Genomic DNA, 14918 nt, shown 5'->3' on the forward strand with positions numbered 1-14918 from the left:
GCGAACCACAAGGAGACAGACATGAAGCGCAGCAAGGCGCACAAGGACGCGGCCGCCAAGGTCGACCGCGACAAGCTCTACACGCCCGCCGACGCCGCCAAGCTGGCCAAGGAGACGTCGACCACCAAGTTCGACGCCACCGTGGAAGTGGCGCTGCGGCTGGGTGTCGACCCTCGCAAGGCCGACCAGATCGTGCGCGGCACGGTCAACCTCCCGCACGGCACCGGTAAGACCGCCCGGGTCCTGGTCTTCGCGACCGGTGACCGTGCCGAGGCAGCCCGCGAGGCGGGCGCCGACATCGTCGGCGCCGACGAGCTGATCGACGAGATCGCCAAGGGCAACCGGCTCAACGAGTTCGACGCCGTGGTGGCCACCCCTGACCTCATGGGCAAGGTCGGCCGTCTGGGCCGCGTGCTCGGCCCGCGTGGTCTCATGCCCAACCCCAAGACCGGCACCGTGACGCCCGACGTCGCCAAGGCCGTGACGGAGATCAAGGGCGGCAAGATCGAGTTCCGCACCGACCGGCAGGCGAACCTGCACTTCATCATCGGCAAGACGTCGTTCCCCGAGCGTCAGCTCATCGAGAACTACGCCGCCGCCCTTGACGAGGTGCTGCGTCTCAAGCCGTCCGCGGCCAAGGGGCGTTACCTGAAGAAGGTCACCTTCTCCACCACCATGGGCCCCGGCGTCCCCGTCGACCCCAACCTCACCCGTGGCCTGACCGCCGAGCTCGACGCGTAACGGCTTCGTTCTTCCGAAGGTCCCCGCCTGTCTCAGGCGGGGACCTTTTGGTTTTCCGCACGTCGTGCGGGGAGGTGCCCGCGAGGCGCGACGTTTCTGTTCCGGATGATCTCGCCAGGTGGGCGGGGTTGTGGAGGAATCGTGCACAGTCTGTGGGGGAGAACCCTGGGTTTTCCCCGAATTATGCGGGGAAGTCGCCACGACGGGACAACTCAACCGTAGGGTCAAAACATGCTGAAGCGCAGGATAAGTCTCGCCACCGCCGCGGCCGGAGCTGCCCTCATCGCGGCCACGGTCGCCGGGTGCGGTACGAACGTGCAGCCCGTCCAGATCAACCTGGCCGCCTCGGAGGTGCTCGCGCAGGCCGCGCAGAAGACCGCGGAGGTCACCAGCTACACGGTGGACGCCGTCGCGAACGTGACGCACCCCCAAGAAGGCAACGGCAAGGTGCAGGGACGCATGCTCTACCAGAGCAAGCCCCAGCTCGCCGTCGACCTGACCCTCGACACCGTCGACATGGGCGGACGGAACCTGCCGGGCGGCGTACGCGCCATCCTCCAGGGTGACACCGTCTATGTGAAGGTCGAGGCGCTCAAGCAACTCGTCGGCGCGACCATGCCGTGGATCAAGGTCTCGCTCGCCGACGTGGGCGACCAGAACCAGGTCAACCAGTACCTCAGCCAGATCCAGCAGTTCGACCTGGCCAACGTGACCAAGCTGGTCACCGCGTCCAAGGACGTGCAGCAGGTCGGCACCGAGCGCGTCAACGGCGAGGACGCCACCCACTACAGCGGCACCTTCCCCGTGGACGCGGCCGTCGGCCAGCTGCCCGCCGACAAGCAGCAGCAGGCCCGTACGAACCTCGCCGAGCTCAAGGACGTCAAGTTCGACATCTGGGTGGCCGGCGACGGCCTGCCCCGCAAGCTCGCCCTGAACGGCTCCAAGGAGGGCGCGACGCTGGACGCCACGCTGCTCTTCAAGGGCTTCAACGAGCCGGTGAAGGTCGAGGCCCCGGCCGCCGACCAGGTCGGGGAGCTGCCGAAGACGACCGTCAACTGAGAATCGATTTGGAAACTCGGCGACCAGCACGTACTCTGGTCGTTGCCGAAGACCGCCGGTCGTCGTCAGGTGCATCAGTCCTGGCGACCGAAGGATCCACGTTCTGTGGACGGCCCGCGCAGGTGTGATGCGAGTTTCCCATATGGTGTAGTTCCATATGTGAGCCCCGTGCGCCCCTGCGCCCGGGGCTGTTCTCATTTCCAGGGGCCTTCGCCGGCGGCACACCTGGAAGGAGGCCCATGGCGAGGGCGGATAAGGCGACAGCCGTTGCCGAGCTCAAGAGCGAGTTCGAAGGCAGCAGCGCCGCCGTTCTGACCGAGTACCGCGGTCTCACCGTCGCCCAGCTCAAGCAGCTGCGCGTTGCTCTTGGTGAGAATGCGAAGTTCGCCGTGGCGAAGAACACCCTGACCAAGATCGCGGCCAACGAAGCCGGTCTGTCGTTCCCCGACGACCTGCTCACGGGCCCGACCGCGATCGCCTTCGTCAACGGCGACGTTGTCGAGGCGGCCAAGGGTCTGCGTGACTTCGCCAAGGCCAATCCCCTTCTGGTGATCAAGGGCGGCGTGCTGGAGGGCAAGACCCTCGACGCCACCGAGATCACCAAGCTCGCCGACCTCGAGCCCCGCGAGGTCCTTCTCGCTAAGCTCGCCGGTGCTCTCAAGGCCAAGCAGAGCGCTGCGGCCGCGGTCTTCGCCGCGCTGCCCACGCAGATGGCTCAGCTGGCCGACGCCCTTCGTGCCAAGCGCGACGAAGAAGCGGGCGAGTAACACGGGGGTTGCCGCAACTTCCGCGGTCCCGTTCCTAGTTTTCTGCAAGTCCTAAACGTAAGGAAAAGCATCATGGCGAAGCTCAGCACCGACGAGCTGCTCGACGCGTTCAAGGAGATGACCCTCCTCGAGCTGTCCGGGTTCGTGAAGCAGTTCGAAGAGGTCTTCGACGTCAAGGCCGCCGCCCCCGTCGCGGTCGCCGCCGCCCCCGCCGCCGGTGGCGGTGGCGAGGCCGCCGCCGTTGAGGAGCAGGACGAGTTCGACGTCATCCTCGAGGCCGCCGGCGACAAGAAGATCCAGGTCATCAAGGAGATCCGCGCCCTCACGTCCCTGGGCCTCAAGGAGGCCAAGGACCTGGTGGACGGCGCTCCCAAGCCGGTCTTCGACGGCAAGGTCAACAAGGAGCAGGCGGAGAAGGCCAAGGCTGCCCTCGAGGGCGCCGGCGCCACCGTGACCGTGAAGTAACTTCCCACTTCACACAGCTCTTCGGAAGAGGCGGACACACCCTGGTGCCGGGTGTGACCGCCTCTTTTCGCATGTACGGGGACGCCTCAGGAGATTCTCATCCGCGTCTCATCGCCCGGCCAACGGGCCTGCCTGGCGTGCAGGTGTGCTGAGCGAAGCGAGATCCCGCGTGGCGTTGGCCGTGCTGCTCCTCGGCGCCGGAGTCCTCTACGTGTGGGGGCTCGGGGCGTCGGGGTGGGCCAACTCCTTCTGTTCGGCGGCCGTGCAGGCCGGGAGCCAGAGCTGGAAGGCGTTCTTCTTCGGGGCGTCCGACGCCGCGAACGCGATCACCGTCGACAAGACCCCCGCCTCGCTCTGGCCGATGGCGCTCAGCGTACGGATCTTCGGCCTGAACTCCTGGGCCGTCCTCGTGCCCCAGGCGCTCATGGGCGTCGGCGCGGTGGCCGTGGTGTATGCGACCGTGCGCCGGTCGTTCCCCGCCTGGGCGGCGCTGCTGGCCGGGACGGCGATGGCGGTGACACCCGTGGCCGTGCTGATGTTCCGGTTCAACAACCCCGACGCCCTGCTGGTGTTGTCGCTGACCGTCGCCGGGTACTGCGTGACGCGGGCCCGGGAGCGCGGTTCGACGCGGTGGCTGCTGGGCGCGGGGGCGGTGATCGGGTTCGCGTTCCTGGTCAAGATGTTGCAGGCGTTCCTGGTGGTGCCGGGGTTCGCGCTGGTGCATCTCGTCACCGCGCCGGGCGTCCTGTGGCGGCGGGTGTGGCAGCTCCTGGCGGCCGGTGCGGCGATGGTGGCGGCGGCCGGGTGGTGGCTGCTGCCCGCGGCCCTGGCGCTGCTCGTCGCGGTCACGTGGCTCACCCGGCGGGCGTCCCGGACCGATCCAGTGCGGGCCGCGGTGTGGGTGTGGGAGAGCTGGCTGGTGGTGACCGGGCTGGTGTTCAGCCTGATGCAGGGGATCTTCCACGCGTACTACACCGTCGCCCTGGCTCCGGCCGTCGCCGTGCTGGTGGGGACGGGCGGGACCCGTGGGGCGGACAGGACGGCGGCCGGCCGCCGGGCGGACGCGGCGGGGCCGGGGGCCTGCTCGACGCGGGCACGCCACCGGCCGAGCTGACCGCTCTGCTCCGCCAGGACGGCTGCACGTGGACCGCGGCGACCGTCGGCTCGAACAACGCCGCCGCCTACCAGCTCGCCGCCGGCCTGCCCGTCATGGCCGTGGGCGGCTTCAACGGCACCGACCCCGCCCCCCCGCTGGCCCGGTTCAAGCAGTACGTGGCCCAGAAGCGCGTCCACTACTTCATAGGCACCGGGATGGGCGGCTTCGGCGGCGCCGGATCCGGCGGCAGCGACGAGGCGGCCCGGATCGCCGCCTGGGTACGGGACGCCTTCACCGCCACGACGGTCGGCGGCGTCACCGTCTTCGACCTCACGAGCTGAGCGCCGCCTCCCGGACCTTGGCGATGGCGCTGGCGTCCATGAAGTCCTTGCAGTGGACGATCCTGCCGTCCCTGATCCGCAACATCAGCAGGCCGGGGACGGTGATCGGCCGGTCGCCCACCTTGACGTGCGCGTTCTGCTCGACGACGACGACCTCGGGATCGTCCGTACGGTGCAACGCGACCCGCTCCACCTCCTGCGGCACGGCGGGGGACACGCCCCAGGCCGCCCGGTACCCCGCGCGCACCGCCTCCCGCCCCTCGTACGGCGGCAATCCGCCGAACGGGAACTCGTGCATCCCGTCCTCCGCGTACAGGTCGGCCAGCTCGTCGGCCGACTTGTGCAGCATCGCGCCGTGGAAGGCGACGACGATCTCCTCGACGGTCATGTTCACAACCTCGCATCTCGCTCAACGGTCGTTGACTCAACGAGCGTAGAGCGAAAGTGGAGCAACGGTCAACACGGGTAGAGTCGGACCGTGAGCGAGCGAGTGCTGCCCCGCGCCGAACGGCGGCGCCGGACCGAGGGAAGGATCCTCGACGCGGCCAGGGCCCTGTTCGCGGAAGTCGGCTACGAGCGCGCCACCATCAGGGCGGTCGCGAAGGCCGCCGAGGTCGACCCCGCCCTGGTCATGCAGTACTTCGGCAACAAGCAGGAGCTTTTCCGGGCCGCCGTGCGCGCGACCCCCGACCCGGGCGCCGTCCCCGGCCCCGACGAGCTGGTCGAGCACCTGCTGGCCACGCTCGACGTGAAGATGGGCGAGCTGCCCCAGGGCTCGCTGGCGATGATGCGTTCGATGCTCACCCACCCCGAGGCGGCCACGGCGGCCCGCGAGGCGCTCGCCCGCCAGATCGACCGGCTCGCCGCGTCGATCCCCGGCGAGGACGCCCGCGTGCGCGCGGCCCTGATGACCACGATCCTGCTCGGCGTGACCGTCGGACACCAGCTCCTCGGCCTGCCCGAGCTGCGCGACGCGCCGTCGGCGGAGATCGCCCGGCTGTTGCGCCCGAGCCTGCGGACCCTCACCGGGCCGGAAGTCCCGTAACCGCCGGGCGGCGAGAGGCTCCAATTCGCCGGAACGGCATCCGGGAAGTAAAGTGTGCGGCACGTAATCCCCCGAGTACTCCCTGTGATCGGGAAGGTGGCCAGTGGGCGTCGAGGTCGTGGTCGACGGGTTGACCAAGTCGTTCGGTCGGCAGGTCGTCTGGCAGGACGTCTCGCTCACGCTGCCCGCGGGGGAGATCTCGGTGCTGCTCGGCCCCTCGGGCACCGGCAAGTCGGTCTTCCTCAAGACGCTGGTCGGCCTGCTGCGCCCCGACCGCGGCCACATCTGGATCGACGGCCACGACCTGGCGAGCTGCGGCGAGCGCAAGCTCTACGAGCTGCGCCGGCTGTTCGGCGTGCTGTTCCAGGACGGCGCCCTGTTCGGCTCGCTCAACCTCTACGACAACATCGCCTTCCCGCTGCGCGAGCACACCAGGAAGACCGAGGCGGAGATCCGCCGGACCGTGATGGCGAAGATCGACCTGGTGGGCCTGGCCGGCGCCGAGGGCAAGCTGCCCGGCGAGATCTCCGGCGGCATGCGCAAGCGCGCCGGCCTGGCCAGGGCGCTGGTGCTCGACCCGGAGATCATCCTGTTCGACGAGCCCGACTCCGGCCTCGACCCGGTCCGCACCGCCTTCCTCAACCAGACGATCGTCGACCTCAACGCCGACGTCGAGGCCACGTTCCTGATCGTCACCCACGACATCAACACCGCCCGCACGGTCCCCGACAACATCGGGCTGCTGTTCCGCCGCGAGCTGGTCATGTTCGGGCCGCGCGAGATGCTGCTGTCCAGCGACGAGCCGGTGGTCCGGCAGTTCCTCAACGCCCGCAGGCACGGCCCGATCGGCATGTCGGAGGAGAAGGACGTCTCCGAGCTGGCGGCCGAGGCGCGGCTGGGCCACGATCCCGGCGGGCTGCCGCCGATCCCGCCGCAGCTCATGCCGAGCGGCGACGCGATCCGCCGCTCGCAGCAGCCGCCCGGCCGGTGGCTGGCGGCCCACGGCGTGACCCCGCCGCAGGGCTCGTTCGTGGACGAACAGGGCCGCGACTGGCTGGAGGAGTACCCCCGGCTGCTCGACGCCCACGCGAACGGCGTCGCGTAGATCATGAACTCCGAAGAGCGCCCTCGCACGGCCCACGACGGTCACCATCCGCTTCGAGGCGGGTGCGCATGGTGATCGAGGAGATCGGGCGGTTCGTCGCCATGTCGCTCGACACCGCCAGGGCCGCCGGGCGGCGGCCGTTCCAGGTGCGCGAGCTGGTCCGGCAGGCGTGGTTCATCGTCAGCGTGAGCGCCCTGCCCACCGCCCTGGTCGCCATCCCCTTCGGCGCGGTGCTCGCCATGCAGACCGGCAACCTCATCCGCCAGTTCGGCGCCCAGTCCTTCACCGGCGCCACCGCCGTGCTCGGCATCGTGCGCGAGGCGGGCCCGGTGGTGACCGCGTTGATGATCGCGGGCGCGGCCGGCAGCGCGATCTGCGCCGACCTCGGCGCCCGCCGGATCAGGGACGAGATCGACGCCATGGAGGTGCTCGCGGTCGACCCGCTCCACCGGCTCGTCGTGCCCAGGGTCGCCGCGTGCGCGCTGGTCGCGCCGCTGCTCAACGGCCTGGTCACCACGGTCGGGCTGGTCGCCGGCTACCTGTTCAACGTGGTCGCCCAGGGCGGGTCGCCCGGCGCGTACCTCCAGTCGTTCAACGCCCTGGCCGAGCTCTCCGACCTGTGGGTGTCGGAGGGCAAGGCGCTGGTCTTCGGCGTCACGACGGGGCTGGTGGCCGCGTACAAGGGGTTGAGCGCGGCCGGCGGGCCCAAGGGGGTGGGGGAGGCGGTCAACCAGGCGGTGGTGTTCGCCGCCCTGGTGCTGTTCGCCGAGAACTTCCTGATCAGTGCGGTCTACAACGAGCTGGTGTTGTCATGAGGACGCTCAACCGGCAGGGCGAGTTCTACGCCAGGGCGATCAGGGCCGTCCCGGCCGCCGCGCGCCACCGCCGGGAGGTGCTCAGGCTGCTGGCCGAGGTCGGGCTCGGCAGCGGCGGCCTGGCGGTGATCGGCGGCACGATGACGATCGTCGCCTTCATGACCTTCTTCACCGGCACCGAGGTCGGCCTGCAGGGCTACACCGGGCTCGACCGCATCGGCGGCTCGGCCTTCACCGGCTTCCTGTCCAGCTACGTCAACACCCGCGAGATCGCGCCGCTGGTGTCCGCGATCGGCCTGTCGGCCACCGTGGGCTGCGGGTTCACCGCCCAGCTCGGCGCGATGCGGGTCGGCGACGAGATCGACGCGCTGGAGGTCATGGCGGTCCCGTCGGTGCCGTTCCTGGTCACCACGCGGCTGATCGCCGGGTTCGCCGCCGTCATGCCCCTGTACGTGCTCGGCCTGCTCGCCTCCTACGTCGCCACCCGGCTGATCGTGACCGTGCTCCACGACCAGTCCACGGGCACCTACGACCACTACTTCGAGCTGTTCCTGTCGCCGTACGACGTGTTGTGGTCCTTCGGCAAGGCGATGGTCTTCGCCGTCCTGGTGATCCTCGTCCACTGCTACTACGGCTTCCACGCCACCGGCGGCCCGGCCGGGGTCGGGGTGGCGGTCGGGCGGGCCGTACGCGCGGTGCTGGTGACGGTGAACGTCGCGAACCTGCTGCTCGGCCTGGCCATCTGGGGCACGACGACGACGGTGAGGCTGGCCGGATGAGATACGGCGTCGCGCTCCTGGCGATCATCGCCGCGTTCACGGCCCTGACGCTGGCCGTCTACCTCAAGGTGTTCTCCACCGCCCGGCACGTCACGCTGCTGCTGCCGGCCGCCGGGCTCCAGCTCGACCGCCGGGCCGACGTCAAGGTCAACGGGGTCGTGGTCGGCGAGGTGGCCGACCTAGCGCCGGCCGGGCACGGCGCCCGCCTCACCCTGGCCCTCGACCACGACGTCGATCGCGGCTCGACCGCCGAGCTGCGGGCCAAGACCCTGTTCGGCGAGAAGTACGTCGCCCTGATCCCGCCCAGGTCCCCGCGCGGCCCGCTGCGCGACGGCGACGTCATCAGGTCCTCGGCCGCCGCCGTCGAGATCACCCGGATCCTCGACCGCCTGCTGGCCCAGCTGCGCGCCGTCCACCCCGAACGCCTGAGCAACGCCCTGAACGCCCTGGCCACCGCCCTCGACGGTCGCGGCGCCCGCCTCGGCACGACCCTGGACAGGACCGACGCCTACCTCCGGCGCCTCCAGCCCCACCTGCCGACCCTGAAGCGGGACATCGCCAAGCTCGCCGACGTCGCCGCCCTGTACGGCCAGGCCGCCCCCGACCTGCTGCGCACCCTCGCCAACGGCGCGGCGATCGGCCGCACCCTCACCGCCGCCCCGCTCGCCCCGGCCACGGCCGCCGTCACCCGGGCCGCCACCGCCGCCGACCTGCTGCTCACCTCGAACGAACCGGGCCTCGTCGGCCTTCCGCACGTCGTCCGCCCGGCCCTCGACGTCGCCGCCCACCACGCGCCCGTCATCCCGTGCGTCCTGCGCGGCCTCGACCGCCTCCGGCCGCTGCTCGACGACGCCTTCGGCCACGGCAGCACGAAGGCGGTGCTGGAGATCGTCCGGCCGGCGCATCCGTACGAACCGGGCAAGGACACCCCGCGTTACGCCGACCGCAGGGGTCCGGCCTGCTACGGCCTGCCCGACCACGCGCCCGTGCCCTTCCCGGGGGTCCGCTTCGACGACGGCACGGCCGACCTGGCGAGGCTGATGCTGCGATGACCACGCTCGGGCCGGCGCTCAAGCTGGCCGTCTTCGCCCTCGTCACCACCCTGTGCGTGGCCACCCTCGCGATCACGATCTCGGGCGCCCGCTTCACCGCCGCGGTCGTCTACCACGCCCTGTTCACCGACGCCTCGGGGCTGCGCGAGGGCGACGAGGTCCGCATCGCCGGCGTGCCGGTCGGCCGGGTCGAGGACGTCACGCTGGCGGGCACGCGGGCCGAGGTCGCCTTCTCCGTACGGCGCACCACCGCCCTGCCCCGCGCGGTCGTGGCGGCGATCCGCTGGCGCAACCTCATCGGCGACCGCTACCTGACGCTCTCCACCGGCCCCGGCGGCCCCGGCCTGCTCCCGCCGGGCGCCCACGTCGCCGCCACCCGCCCGGCGCTCGACGTCACGGCCCTGTTCAACGGCTTCAGGCCGCTGCTCAACGCCATCCGCCCCCAAGACGTGAACAAGCTGAGCTGGCAGATCGTCCAGGTGCTCCAGGGTGAGGGCGGCACGGTCGAGGCCCTGCTCGGCCACATCGCCTCCCTCACCGGCACGCTCGCCGACCGCGACGCCGTGATCGGTCGAGTGATCACCAACCTCGGCGCGGTCCTCGGCGAGATCGCCGGCCGCGAGCACGACTACGACCGGCTGCTGATCGACCTGCGCGCCCTGATCGGCGGCTTGGCCGGCGACCGCGAGGCCATCGGCGACTCGCTGGCCACGCTCGACCGCCTGACCGCCGTCACCGGCGGCCTGGTCCGCAGGGCCCGCCCCGACCTGCGCGCGAGCGTCCGGCACGCGGGCGGGCTGCTCAAGGCGCTCAACGCCAGGAGCGCCCTGGTCGAGGACACCGTCGCCCGCGCGCCCGACCGCCTCGGCCAGCTCGTCCGGGCCTCCTCCTACGGATCCTGGTTCAACTTCTACCTCTGCTCGCTCACGGTCAGGAGCGGTGGCGTACGCACCCCGAAGATCGTCAACGGGAGCCCGCGATGCCACTGACCCCCTTCAGGCGACGCGACCCCGTGCCGCTCGGCGTCGGCGGCATCGTCGTGGCCCTGGCGCTGGTCGTGGCGGCCCTGGCGGTCGGCGGCCTGCCGCGCGGCAGCACGTACTCGGCCGCGTTCGCCGACTCGGCGGGGCTGCGCGAGCACGACGACGTGATGATCGCCGGGGTCAAGGTAGGGGAGGTCGTCGGGGTCGACCTGGAAGGCGACCACGTACGCGTCGACCTGCGGGTGGCCGACGACGTCCGGCTCGGTTCGCAGACCAAGGCGGACATCCGGATCAAGACCCTGCTCGGCGCCCACTTCGTCATGCTCGTCCCCGAGGGCGACGGCCGGCTTCAGGGGCAGATCCCGCTGTCGCGCACGAGCGTTCCCTACGAGGTGGCCCCCGCCGTGGGTGATCTGGGGAGAGCCGCCGGCCGCGTCGACGAGCGGGCCCTGGCCGAGGCCATGACCGTGCTGTCGCAGACCATGGAAGGCTCCTCGGCGGAGATCCGGGGGTCCCTGAAGGGCCTCGGCAGGCTCTCGCGCACCGTCGCCGACCGCGACACCCGCCTGCACGAACTGGTCGGCCACGCCCGTACCGTCACCGGGCTGCTGGCCCGCAGGAACGCCGACCTGCACGGCCTGGTCACCGACGGCGACCTGCTGCTGCGCGAGGTCTCCGCCCGGCGGGCCGTCGTCCACGGGTTGCTGGTCAACACGGTGGTGCTGGCCGGGCAGATCGACGGCCTGGTCGCCGACAACAGGACCACGATGAGACCCGCCCTCGAACGGCTGCGCTCGTTCGTCGCCGTGCTGCGCCGCCAGGAGGAGAGCCTCGACCGGTCGCTCGCCCTGCTCGGGCCGTTCGCCCGGCAGCTCGCCGACGCGACCGGCAACGGGCGCTGGTTCGACACGATCATCCAGAACCTGGTCCCGCTGCCCGCCTCGATCCGGCCGCCCGACCCCCTGCCGGAAGGACTCCTCCGATGAGAGGCCCGCTCGTCCTGGCGCTGCTGCTCCTGACCGCTACCGGGTGCGGCTTCGAAGGGGTGGCCTCGCTGCCGCTGCCCGGCGGCGCCGACCTGGGCGAACGGCCGTACCCGGTGATCATCCGGTTCGCCGACGCGCTCGACCTCGTGCCGCGCTCGCTGTGCAAGGTCGACGACGTCACCGTGGGCGAGGTCACCCGGGTCGAGCTGGGTGCCGACTGGCGGGCCGACGTGGTCTGCGCGGTACGCGGCGACGTCGCCCTGCCCGACCTCACGACCGCGGCGATCTCGCAGACGAGCTTGCTGGGGGAGAAGTTCGTCAAGCTGCTGCCCGCCGGGCGCGGGCGGCTGAGCGGCCCGATCCCGGTGGCCCGCACCAGCACGACCGCCGAGGTCGAGGAGGTGCTGTCGGCCGCCTCGCTGCTGGTCGAGGGCGGCGGACTCGACCAGGTCGCCACCGTCAACCGCGAGCTGGGCGACGTGCTGGACGGCCGCTCGGCCCGCGTGAAGGACCTGCTGCGCAGGCTCGGCGCGTTCGCCGCCGGGCTCGACGGCTCGAAGAGGCAGATCGTCCGGCTGATCGACGCCCTCGACGGCCTCACCCGCACCCTGGCCGCCCAGCGCGCCACGATCAGGGCCACCGCCACCGACATCGGCCCGGCCGTCACCCTGCTCAAGGACCAGCGCGTCGGCCTGACCGCCATGCTCGCCGCCCTCGACCGGCTCGGCCGCACCGCCACCCGCGTCGTCGAGCGCTCCCAGGCCGACACCCTCGCCGACCTCCGCCACCTGCGCGAACTCCTGCGCAACCTCGACCGGGCGCGCGACAGCGTCGCGTCGGGGCTGGCGACGGCGATCACGTTCCCGTTCCCGGGGTCGGCCTCGTCCATGCTGCGCGGCGACTACGCCAACGCCGACCTCACCGTCGACGCCTCGCCGGGCACGGCGCTGCGCAATCTGCTCGGAGGCGCACGATGACCGTCCGGCTGCTGGCGTTCGCGCTGATCGGGGTGGTGGCGGTGGCGTACACGCTGGTCAGGTACGCCCGGGTGGGCGCCGACCTGGTCGATCCCGCCTACCGGGTCACGGTCGAGCTGGCCGACGCGAGCGGGCTGTTCGACGGCTCGGAGGTGACCTACCGCGGGGTGCCGATCGGCCGGGTGGAGTCGCTGGCCGTGGCGGGCGACGGCGCGCGGGCCGTGGTCAGGCTCGGGGCCGGCACGCCCGTCCCGTCCCGCGGCCTGCTGGCCGTGGTGGCCAACCGGTCGGGCGTGGGGGAGCAGTACCTGGACCTGCGGCCCACCGGGGGCGCCGGGCCGTACCTGCGGGCGGGGGACGTGATCGGGCGCGAGCACACGCGCCTGCCGGTCAGCACCGCCCAGTTGCTCGGCGACACCGACCGGCTGCTGTCCTCGGTCGATCCGCGCGACCTGGAGACGGTCGTGACCGAGCTGGACAAGGGCCTCGGCGGCAACGGGCCGTACCTGCGGCGGCTGGCCGACGCGGGCGAGACGCTGCTCGGACAGGCCGAGAGCGTGCTTCCCGAGACGGTGGCGGTCCTTCACGACGGGGAGACCGTGCTCGACGCTCAGCGGGCTTCTGGGAGCCATCTAAAGGCATTCGCCGGGGATCTGGCCGGCTTGACCGATTCGCTTCGGGACGGGCGCGGCGACCTCGCCCACGTCATCGACCGCACCCCGCGCGCCGCCCGGTCACTCGAACGCCTGACCGATGGCGTCGCCCCCCACCTGCGCCCGCTGCTGACCCACCTCGTGGTCGGCGGCAGCACGGTCTCCGCCCGGGTCACCGCCCTGCGGCAGCTCCTGATCGGCTACCCGGCCGCCGTGGCGGGCGCGTTCTCCGTGGTCGACCGGGACGGCCTGCACTTCGGCCTCGACCTCGACCTCAACGTGCCCAGGCCCTGCACCCGCGGCTACGAGGGCGTACGCCGGCGCCGCCCGCAGGACGTCAGCCCGCGGCCGCCCGACCCGGAGGCGTACTGCCGGGAGCCGCGCGGCAGCGCGACCGGGGTGCGCGGCGCCCGCAACGCCCCCGCTCCCCAACCGCCTCCGTCGATTCCGGGGCTCCCGGCGTGGCTGGCGGGTTATGATCCGGCGACCGGCCGGAAGGGGTGAGCACAGGTGGGAGGACTTCCCGCGCGCCCGGCCCGCATCCTCGTGGCCGCCCTCAGCGTGACGCTGGCGGCGCTCGTCGCCGGCGGCGTGTGGATCTCCTTCCAGGCGCGTGACGCGCAGGCCCTGGCCGACGAGAGGCAGGCCGCGCTGCTGGCGGCGGGCACCCACGCCAAGAACCTGGTCTCGCTCGACTACAAGACCGTCGACGCCGACGTGGAACGCATCCTCGCCACCTGCACGGCCGGCGCCAAGACCGGCTACCAGGCCATCGCGGGCAAGCTCAAGAGCACCACGGTCGCCAACAAGGTCGTCCAGCACGGAGTGCTGCGCGCGACCGGCCTGGTGTCGATGTCCGGCGGCACGGCCAAGGTGCTGGTGGTGGCCGACGCCGAGATCCGCTGGGACGGCTCCAAGAGCCCGCCCCAGGAGCGCTTCTACCGCTGGACGATGGACGTGACCAAGGTCGACGGCGTCTGGCTGGTGTCGAAGGTGGTGCAGGTGGTGTGAGAACCGTCACGGTGGTCCTGCTCGGCGTCCTGGTGATCGTCGCGGGCGTGCTGGTGCCCAGGATGTGGTTCGACCTGAGCGACCTGCGTGGGGCCGACGGGGCGGCGGCCGAGGCCATGGCGACGGCCCGGCAGGTCGCCCCCGACATGTTCTCCTACGACTACCGCTCGGTGGAGGCCGACCTGGCCAGGGCGGGGGCGTACACGACAGGTGAGCTGACCAGGCATTACAAGGAGCTCACCACGTCGCTGGTGTCCAAGGCCAAGGCGGAGAAGACCGTCCGCACCGCGGCCGTGGTGGACGCCGGCGTCGAGCGCGCCACGCCCGACAGGGTCGAGGTCCTGTTGTTCGTGAACATGGTTACGGTAAAAGTAGTGCCGAACCAGGACAGGCCCCAGCAACAGGTCACCCAGAATCGCGCCCGGTTCGTCATGGTCCGGCAAGACGGGCGCTGGCTGGTCGAGGGGCTGTCCACGCTGCTGGGGACGGCCTGAGCCGCCGGGCGCGCCGCTACCTTCAATTGTTACCAAAAATCAGGTTTGGCGAAGCCCTTGATAGGGGTACTCCAGTCACAGCTACACCGGCGGTCGGCATGGGTTCGACCCCTGGGGTGACGGAGCGTTAACCGCCCACGATCGCGGGTATCGTCTTGGGCCTGGCGGTAGGCGCCCGATCACACTGGGGAGAAAACTCCAGCGTCCGGGCCTCTAGGCGGCTAAAAGTCGGGCTCGCGGGCTTGACGTTTGCGGCTGAACGGGCGATGCTGCGACCAACGTGGAGCATGCAGCGAGAGCGAAGTGGACAGGCGTGTGCCGTTCGGCTACACTGCCCCTTTGCGCTGCCCTTTGACGACCCGTGATGCTTGCTCACGTTGCGAGGTTGTCTGGCGTGCGTGTAGTCAGTCCGCCGCGAGCCCTCGGAAGGACATCTGTTGGCAGCCTCGCGCAACGCCTCCGCCGTACCCGCTGGTCCCCGTCGCGTCTCTTTCGCGCGTATCCAGGAGCCCCTCGAAGTTCCTGACCTTCTCGCCCTCCAGACCGAGT

18 protein-coding genes are annotated in these 14918 nt (G+C 71.3%); 17 read left to right on the forward strand and 1 reads right to left on the reverse strand.

Annotated features, from left to right (window positions below; all coding sequences use genetic code 11):
- Positions 1-21 precede the first annotated feature (21 nt).
- From rplA to ACIA8R_RS35890, 6 genes are all read left to right on the forward strand, one after another.
- The gene (gene rplA, locus ACIA8R_RS35865; protein ID WP_352325431.1) at positions 22-741 is read left to right on the forward strand and encodes a 50S ribosomal protein L1; all 720 of its coding nucleotides are present in this window, start codon (positions 22-24) and stop codon (positions 739-741) included.
- Between the two features lie 231 nt (positions 742-972).
- The gene (locus ACIA8R_RS35870) at positions 973-1800 is read left to right on the forward strand and encodes a DUF1396 domain-containing protein (protein ID WP_397042222.1); all 828 of its coding nucleotides are present in this window, start codon (positions 973-975) and stop codon (positions 1798-1800) included.
- 239 nt (positions 1801-2039) lie between these two features.
- Entirely contained in the window at positions 2040-2567 is a 528-nt protein-coding gene (gene rplJ / locus ACIA8R_RS35875; protein ID WP_357708257.1) for a 50S ribosomal protein L10, read from the forward strand.
- 72 nt (positions 2568-2639) lie between these two features.
- Complete coding sequence (gene rplL, locus ACIA8R_RS35880; RefSeq protein WP_357708258.1) at positions 2640-3032, forward strand: 50S ribosomal protein L7/L12; 393 nt, start codon at positions 2640-2642, stop codon at positions 3030-3032.
- A gap of 169 nt (positions 3033-3201) precedes the next feature.
- A complete protein-coding gene (locus ACIA8R_RS35885; protein WP_397042223.1) occupies positions 3202-4146 on the forward strand; it encodes a glycosyltransferase family 39 protein in 945 nt (314 codons plus the stop codon).
- Positions 4147-4241: 95 nt separating this feature from the next.
- Complete coding sequence (locus ACIA8R_RS35890) at positions 4242-4469, forward strand: hypothetical protein (protein ID WP_397042224.1); 228 nt, start codon at positions 4242-4244, stop codon at positions 4467-4469.
- Here ACIA8R_RS35890 and ACIA8R_RS35895 read toward each other — a convergent pair.
- On the reverse strand, positions 4459-4857 hold the full coding sequence (locus ACIA8R_RS35895) for a nuclear transport factor 2 family protein (RefSeq protein ID WP_397042225.1): 399 nt from the start codon (positions 4855-4857) through the stop codon (positions 4459-4461). The genes ACIA8R_RS35890 and ACIA8R_RS35895 overlap by 11 nt on opposite strands.
- Before the next feature lie 90 nt (positions 4858-4947).
- Here ACIA8R_RS35895 and ACIA8R_RS35900 point away from each other — a divergent pair, with 90 nt between their 5' ends.
- The 11 genes from ACIA8R_RS35900 to ACIA8R_RS35950 all read left to right on the forward strand — a co-directional run bounded on the left by ACIA8R_RS35900 (position 4948) and on the right by ACIA8R_RS35950 (position 14369).
- Positions 4948-5514: a TetR family transcriptional regulator gene (locus tag ACIA8R_RS35900; RefSeq protein WP_357708265.1), complete on the forward strand. Its 567-nt coding sequence runs from the start codon at positions 4948-4950 to the stop codon at positions 5512-5514.
- Positions 5515-5617: 103 nt separating this feature from the next.
- Positions 5618-6619 (forward strand): ABC transporter ATP-binding protein, encoded by a 1002-nt coding sequence (locus ACIA8R_RS35905; RefSeq protein WP_397042226.1) that lies wholly within the window; start codon positions 5618-5620, stop codon positions 6617-6619.
- A 68-nt stretch (positions 6620-6687) separates the two neighbouring features.
- Positions 6688-7434 carry an MlaE family ABC transporter permease gene (locus tag ACIA8R_RS35910; RefSeq protein WP_397042227.1) on the forward strand — a complete coding sequence of 249 codons (747 nt, stop codon included), beginning with the start codon at positions 6688-6690 and terminating at the stop codon, positions 7432-7434.
- A complete protein-coding gene (locus tag ACIA8R_RS35915) occupies positions 7431-8213 on the forward strand; it encodes an ABC transporter permease (RefSeq protein ID WP_364095854.1) in 783 nt (260 codons plus the stop codon). Before ACIA8R_RS35910 ends, ACIA8R_RS35915 begins: the two co-directional genes overlap by 4 nt.
- Positions 8210-9265, forward strand: coding sequence for an MCE family protein (locus ACIA8R_RS35920; RefSeq protein WP_397042228.1), 1056 nt, complete (start codon positions 8210-8212; stop codon positions 9263-9265). Before ACIA8R_RS35915 ends, ACIA8R_RS35920 begins: the two co-directional genes overlap by 4 nt.
- Complete coding sequence (locus ACIA8R_RS35925; RefSeq protein WP_397042229.1) at positions 9262-10254, forward strand: MCE family protein; 993 nt, start codon at positions 9262-9264, stop codon at positions 10252-10254. The genes ACIA8R_RS35920 and ACIA8R_RS35925 overlap by 4 nt, the downstream gene beginning before the upstream one ends.
- Entirely contained in the window at positions 10245-11234 is a 990-nt protein-coding gene (locus tag ACIA8R_RS35930) for an MCE family protein (RefSeq protein ID WP_364095845.1), read from the forward strand. Before ACIA8R_RS35925 ends, ACIA8R_RS35930 begins: the two co-directional genes overlap by 10 nt.
- Positions 11231-12211 (forward strand): MCE family protein, encoded by a 981-nt coding sequence (locus tag ACIA8R_RS35935; protein WP_397042230.1) that lies wholly within the window; start codon positions 11231-11233, stop codon positions 12209-12211. The genes ACIA8R_RS35930 and ACIA8R_RS35935 overlap by 4 nt, the downstream gene beginning before the upstream one ends.
- Complete coding sequence (locus ACIA8R_RS35940; protein ID WP_397042231.1) at positions 12208-13368, forward strand: MlaD family protein; 1161 nt, start codon at positions 12208-12210, stop codon at positions 13366-13368. Before ACIA8R_RS35935 ends, ACIA8R_RS35940 begins: the two co-directional genes overlap by 4 nt.
- A gap of 6 nt (positions 13369-13374) precedes the next feature.
- Entirely contained in the window at positions 13375-13875 is a 501-nt protein-coding gene (locus ACIA8R_RS35945) for a hypothetical protein (RefSeq protein WP_357708274.1), read from the forward strand.
- Positions 13872-14369, forward strand: coding sequence for a hypothetical protein (locus tag ACIA8R_RS35950; protein ID WP_364095836.1), 498 nt, complete (start codon positions 13872-13874; stop codon positions 14367-14369). Before ACIA8R_RS35945 ends, ACIA8R_RS35950 begins: the two co-directional genes overlap by 4 nt.
- The last annotated feature ends 549 nt before the right edge of the window (positions 14370-14918 follow it).

Origin of the sequence: Nonomuraea sp. NPDC051191 (assembly GCF_044455665.1) — a bacterium.
Taxonomy (GTDB): Bacteria; Actinomycetota; Actinomycetes; order Streptosporangiales; family Streptosporangiaceae; genus Nonomuraea.

Bases quoted from the DNA above. Each gene is read 5' to 3' on its own strand.
- rplL (WP_357708258.1), top strand. From the start codon at position 2,640: ATGGCGAAGCTCAGCACCGACGAGCTGCTCGACGCGTTCAAGGAGATG.
- ACIA8R_RS35915 (WP_364095854.1), top strand. From the start codon at position 7,431: ATGAGGACGCTCAACCGGCAGGGCGAGTTCTACGCCAGGGCGATCAGG.
- ACIA8R_RS35910 (WP_397042227.1), top strand. From the start codon at position 6,688: ATGGTGATCGAGGAGATCGGGCGGTTCGTCGCCATGTCGCTCGACACC.
- rplJ (WP_357708257.1), top strand. From the start codon at position 2,040: ATGGCGAGGGCGGATAAGGCGACAGCCGTTGCCGAGCTCAAGAGCGAG.
- ACIA8R_RS35935 (WP_397042230.1), top strand. From the start codon at position 11,231: ATGAGAGGCCCGCTCGTCCTGGCGCTGCTGCTCCTGACCGCTACCGGG.
- rplA (WP_352325431.1), top strand. From the start codon at position 22: ATGAAGCGCAGCAAGGCGCACAAGGACGCGGCCGCCAAGGTCGACCGC.
- ACIA8R_RS35870 (WP_397042222.1), top strand. From the start codon at position 973: ATGCTGAAGCGCAGGATAAGTCTCGCCACCGCCGCGGCCGGAGCTGCC.
- ACIA8R_RS35925 (WP_397042229.1), top strand. From the start codon at position 9,262: ATGACCACGCTCGGGCCGGCGCTCAAGCTGGCCGTCTTCGCCCTCGTC.
- ACIA8R_RS35930 (WP_364095845.1), top strand. From the start codon at position 10,245: ATGCCACTGACCCCCTTCAGGCGACGCGACCCCGTGCCGCTCGGCGTC.
- ACIA8R_RS35895 (WP_397042225.1), bottom strand. From the start codon at position 4,857: ATGACCGTCGAGGAGATCGTCGTCGCCTTCCACGGCGCGATGCTGCAC.
- ACIA8R_RS35890 (WP_397042224.1), top strand. From the start codon at position 4,242: ATGGCCGTGGGCGGCTTCAACGGCACCGACCCCGCCCCCCCGCTGGCC.
- ACIA8R_RS35920 (WP_397042228.1), top strand. From the start codon at position 8,210: ATGAGATACGGCGTCGCGCTCCTGGCGATCATCGCCGCGTTCACGGCC.
- ACIA8R_RS35940 (WP_397042231.1), top strand. From the start codon at position 12,208: ATGACCGTCCGGCTGCTGGCGTTCGCGCTGATCGGGGTGGTGGCGGTG.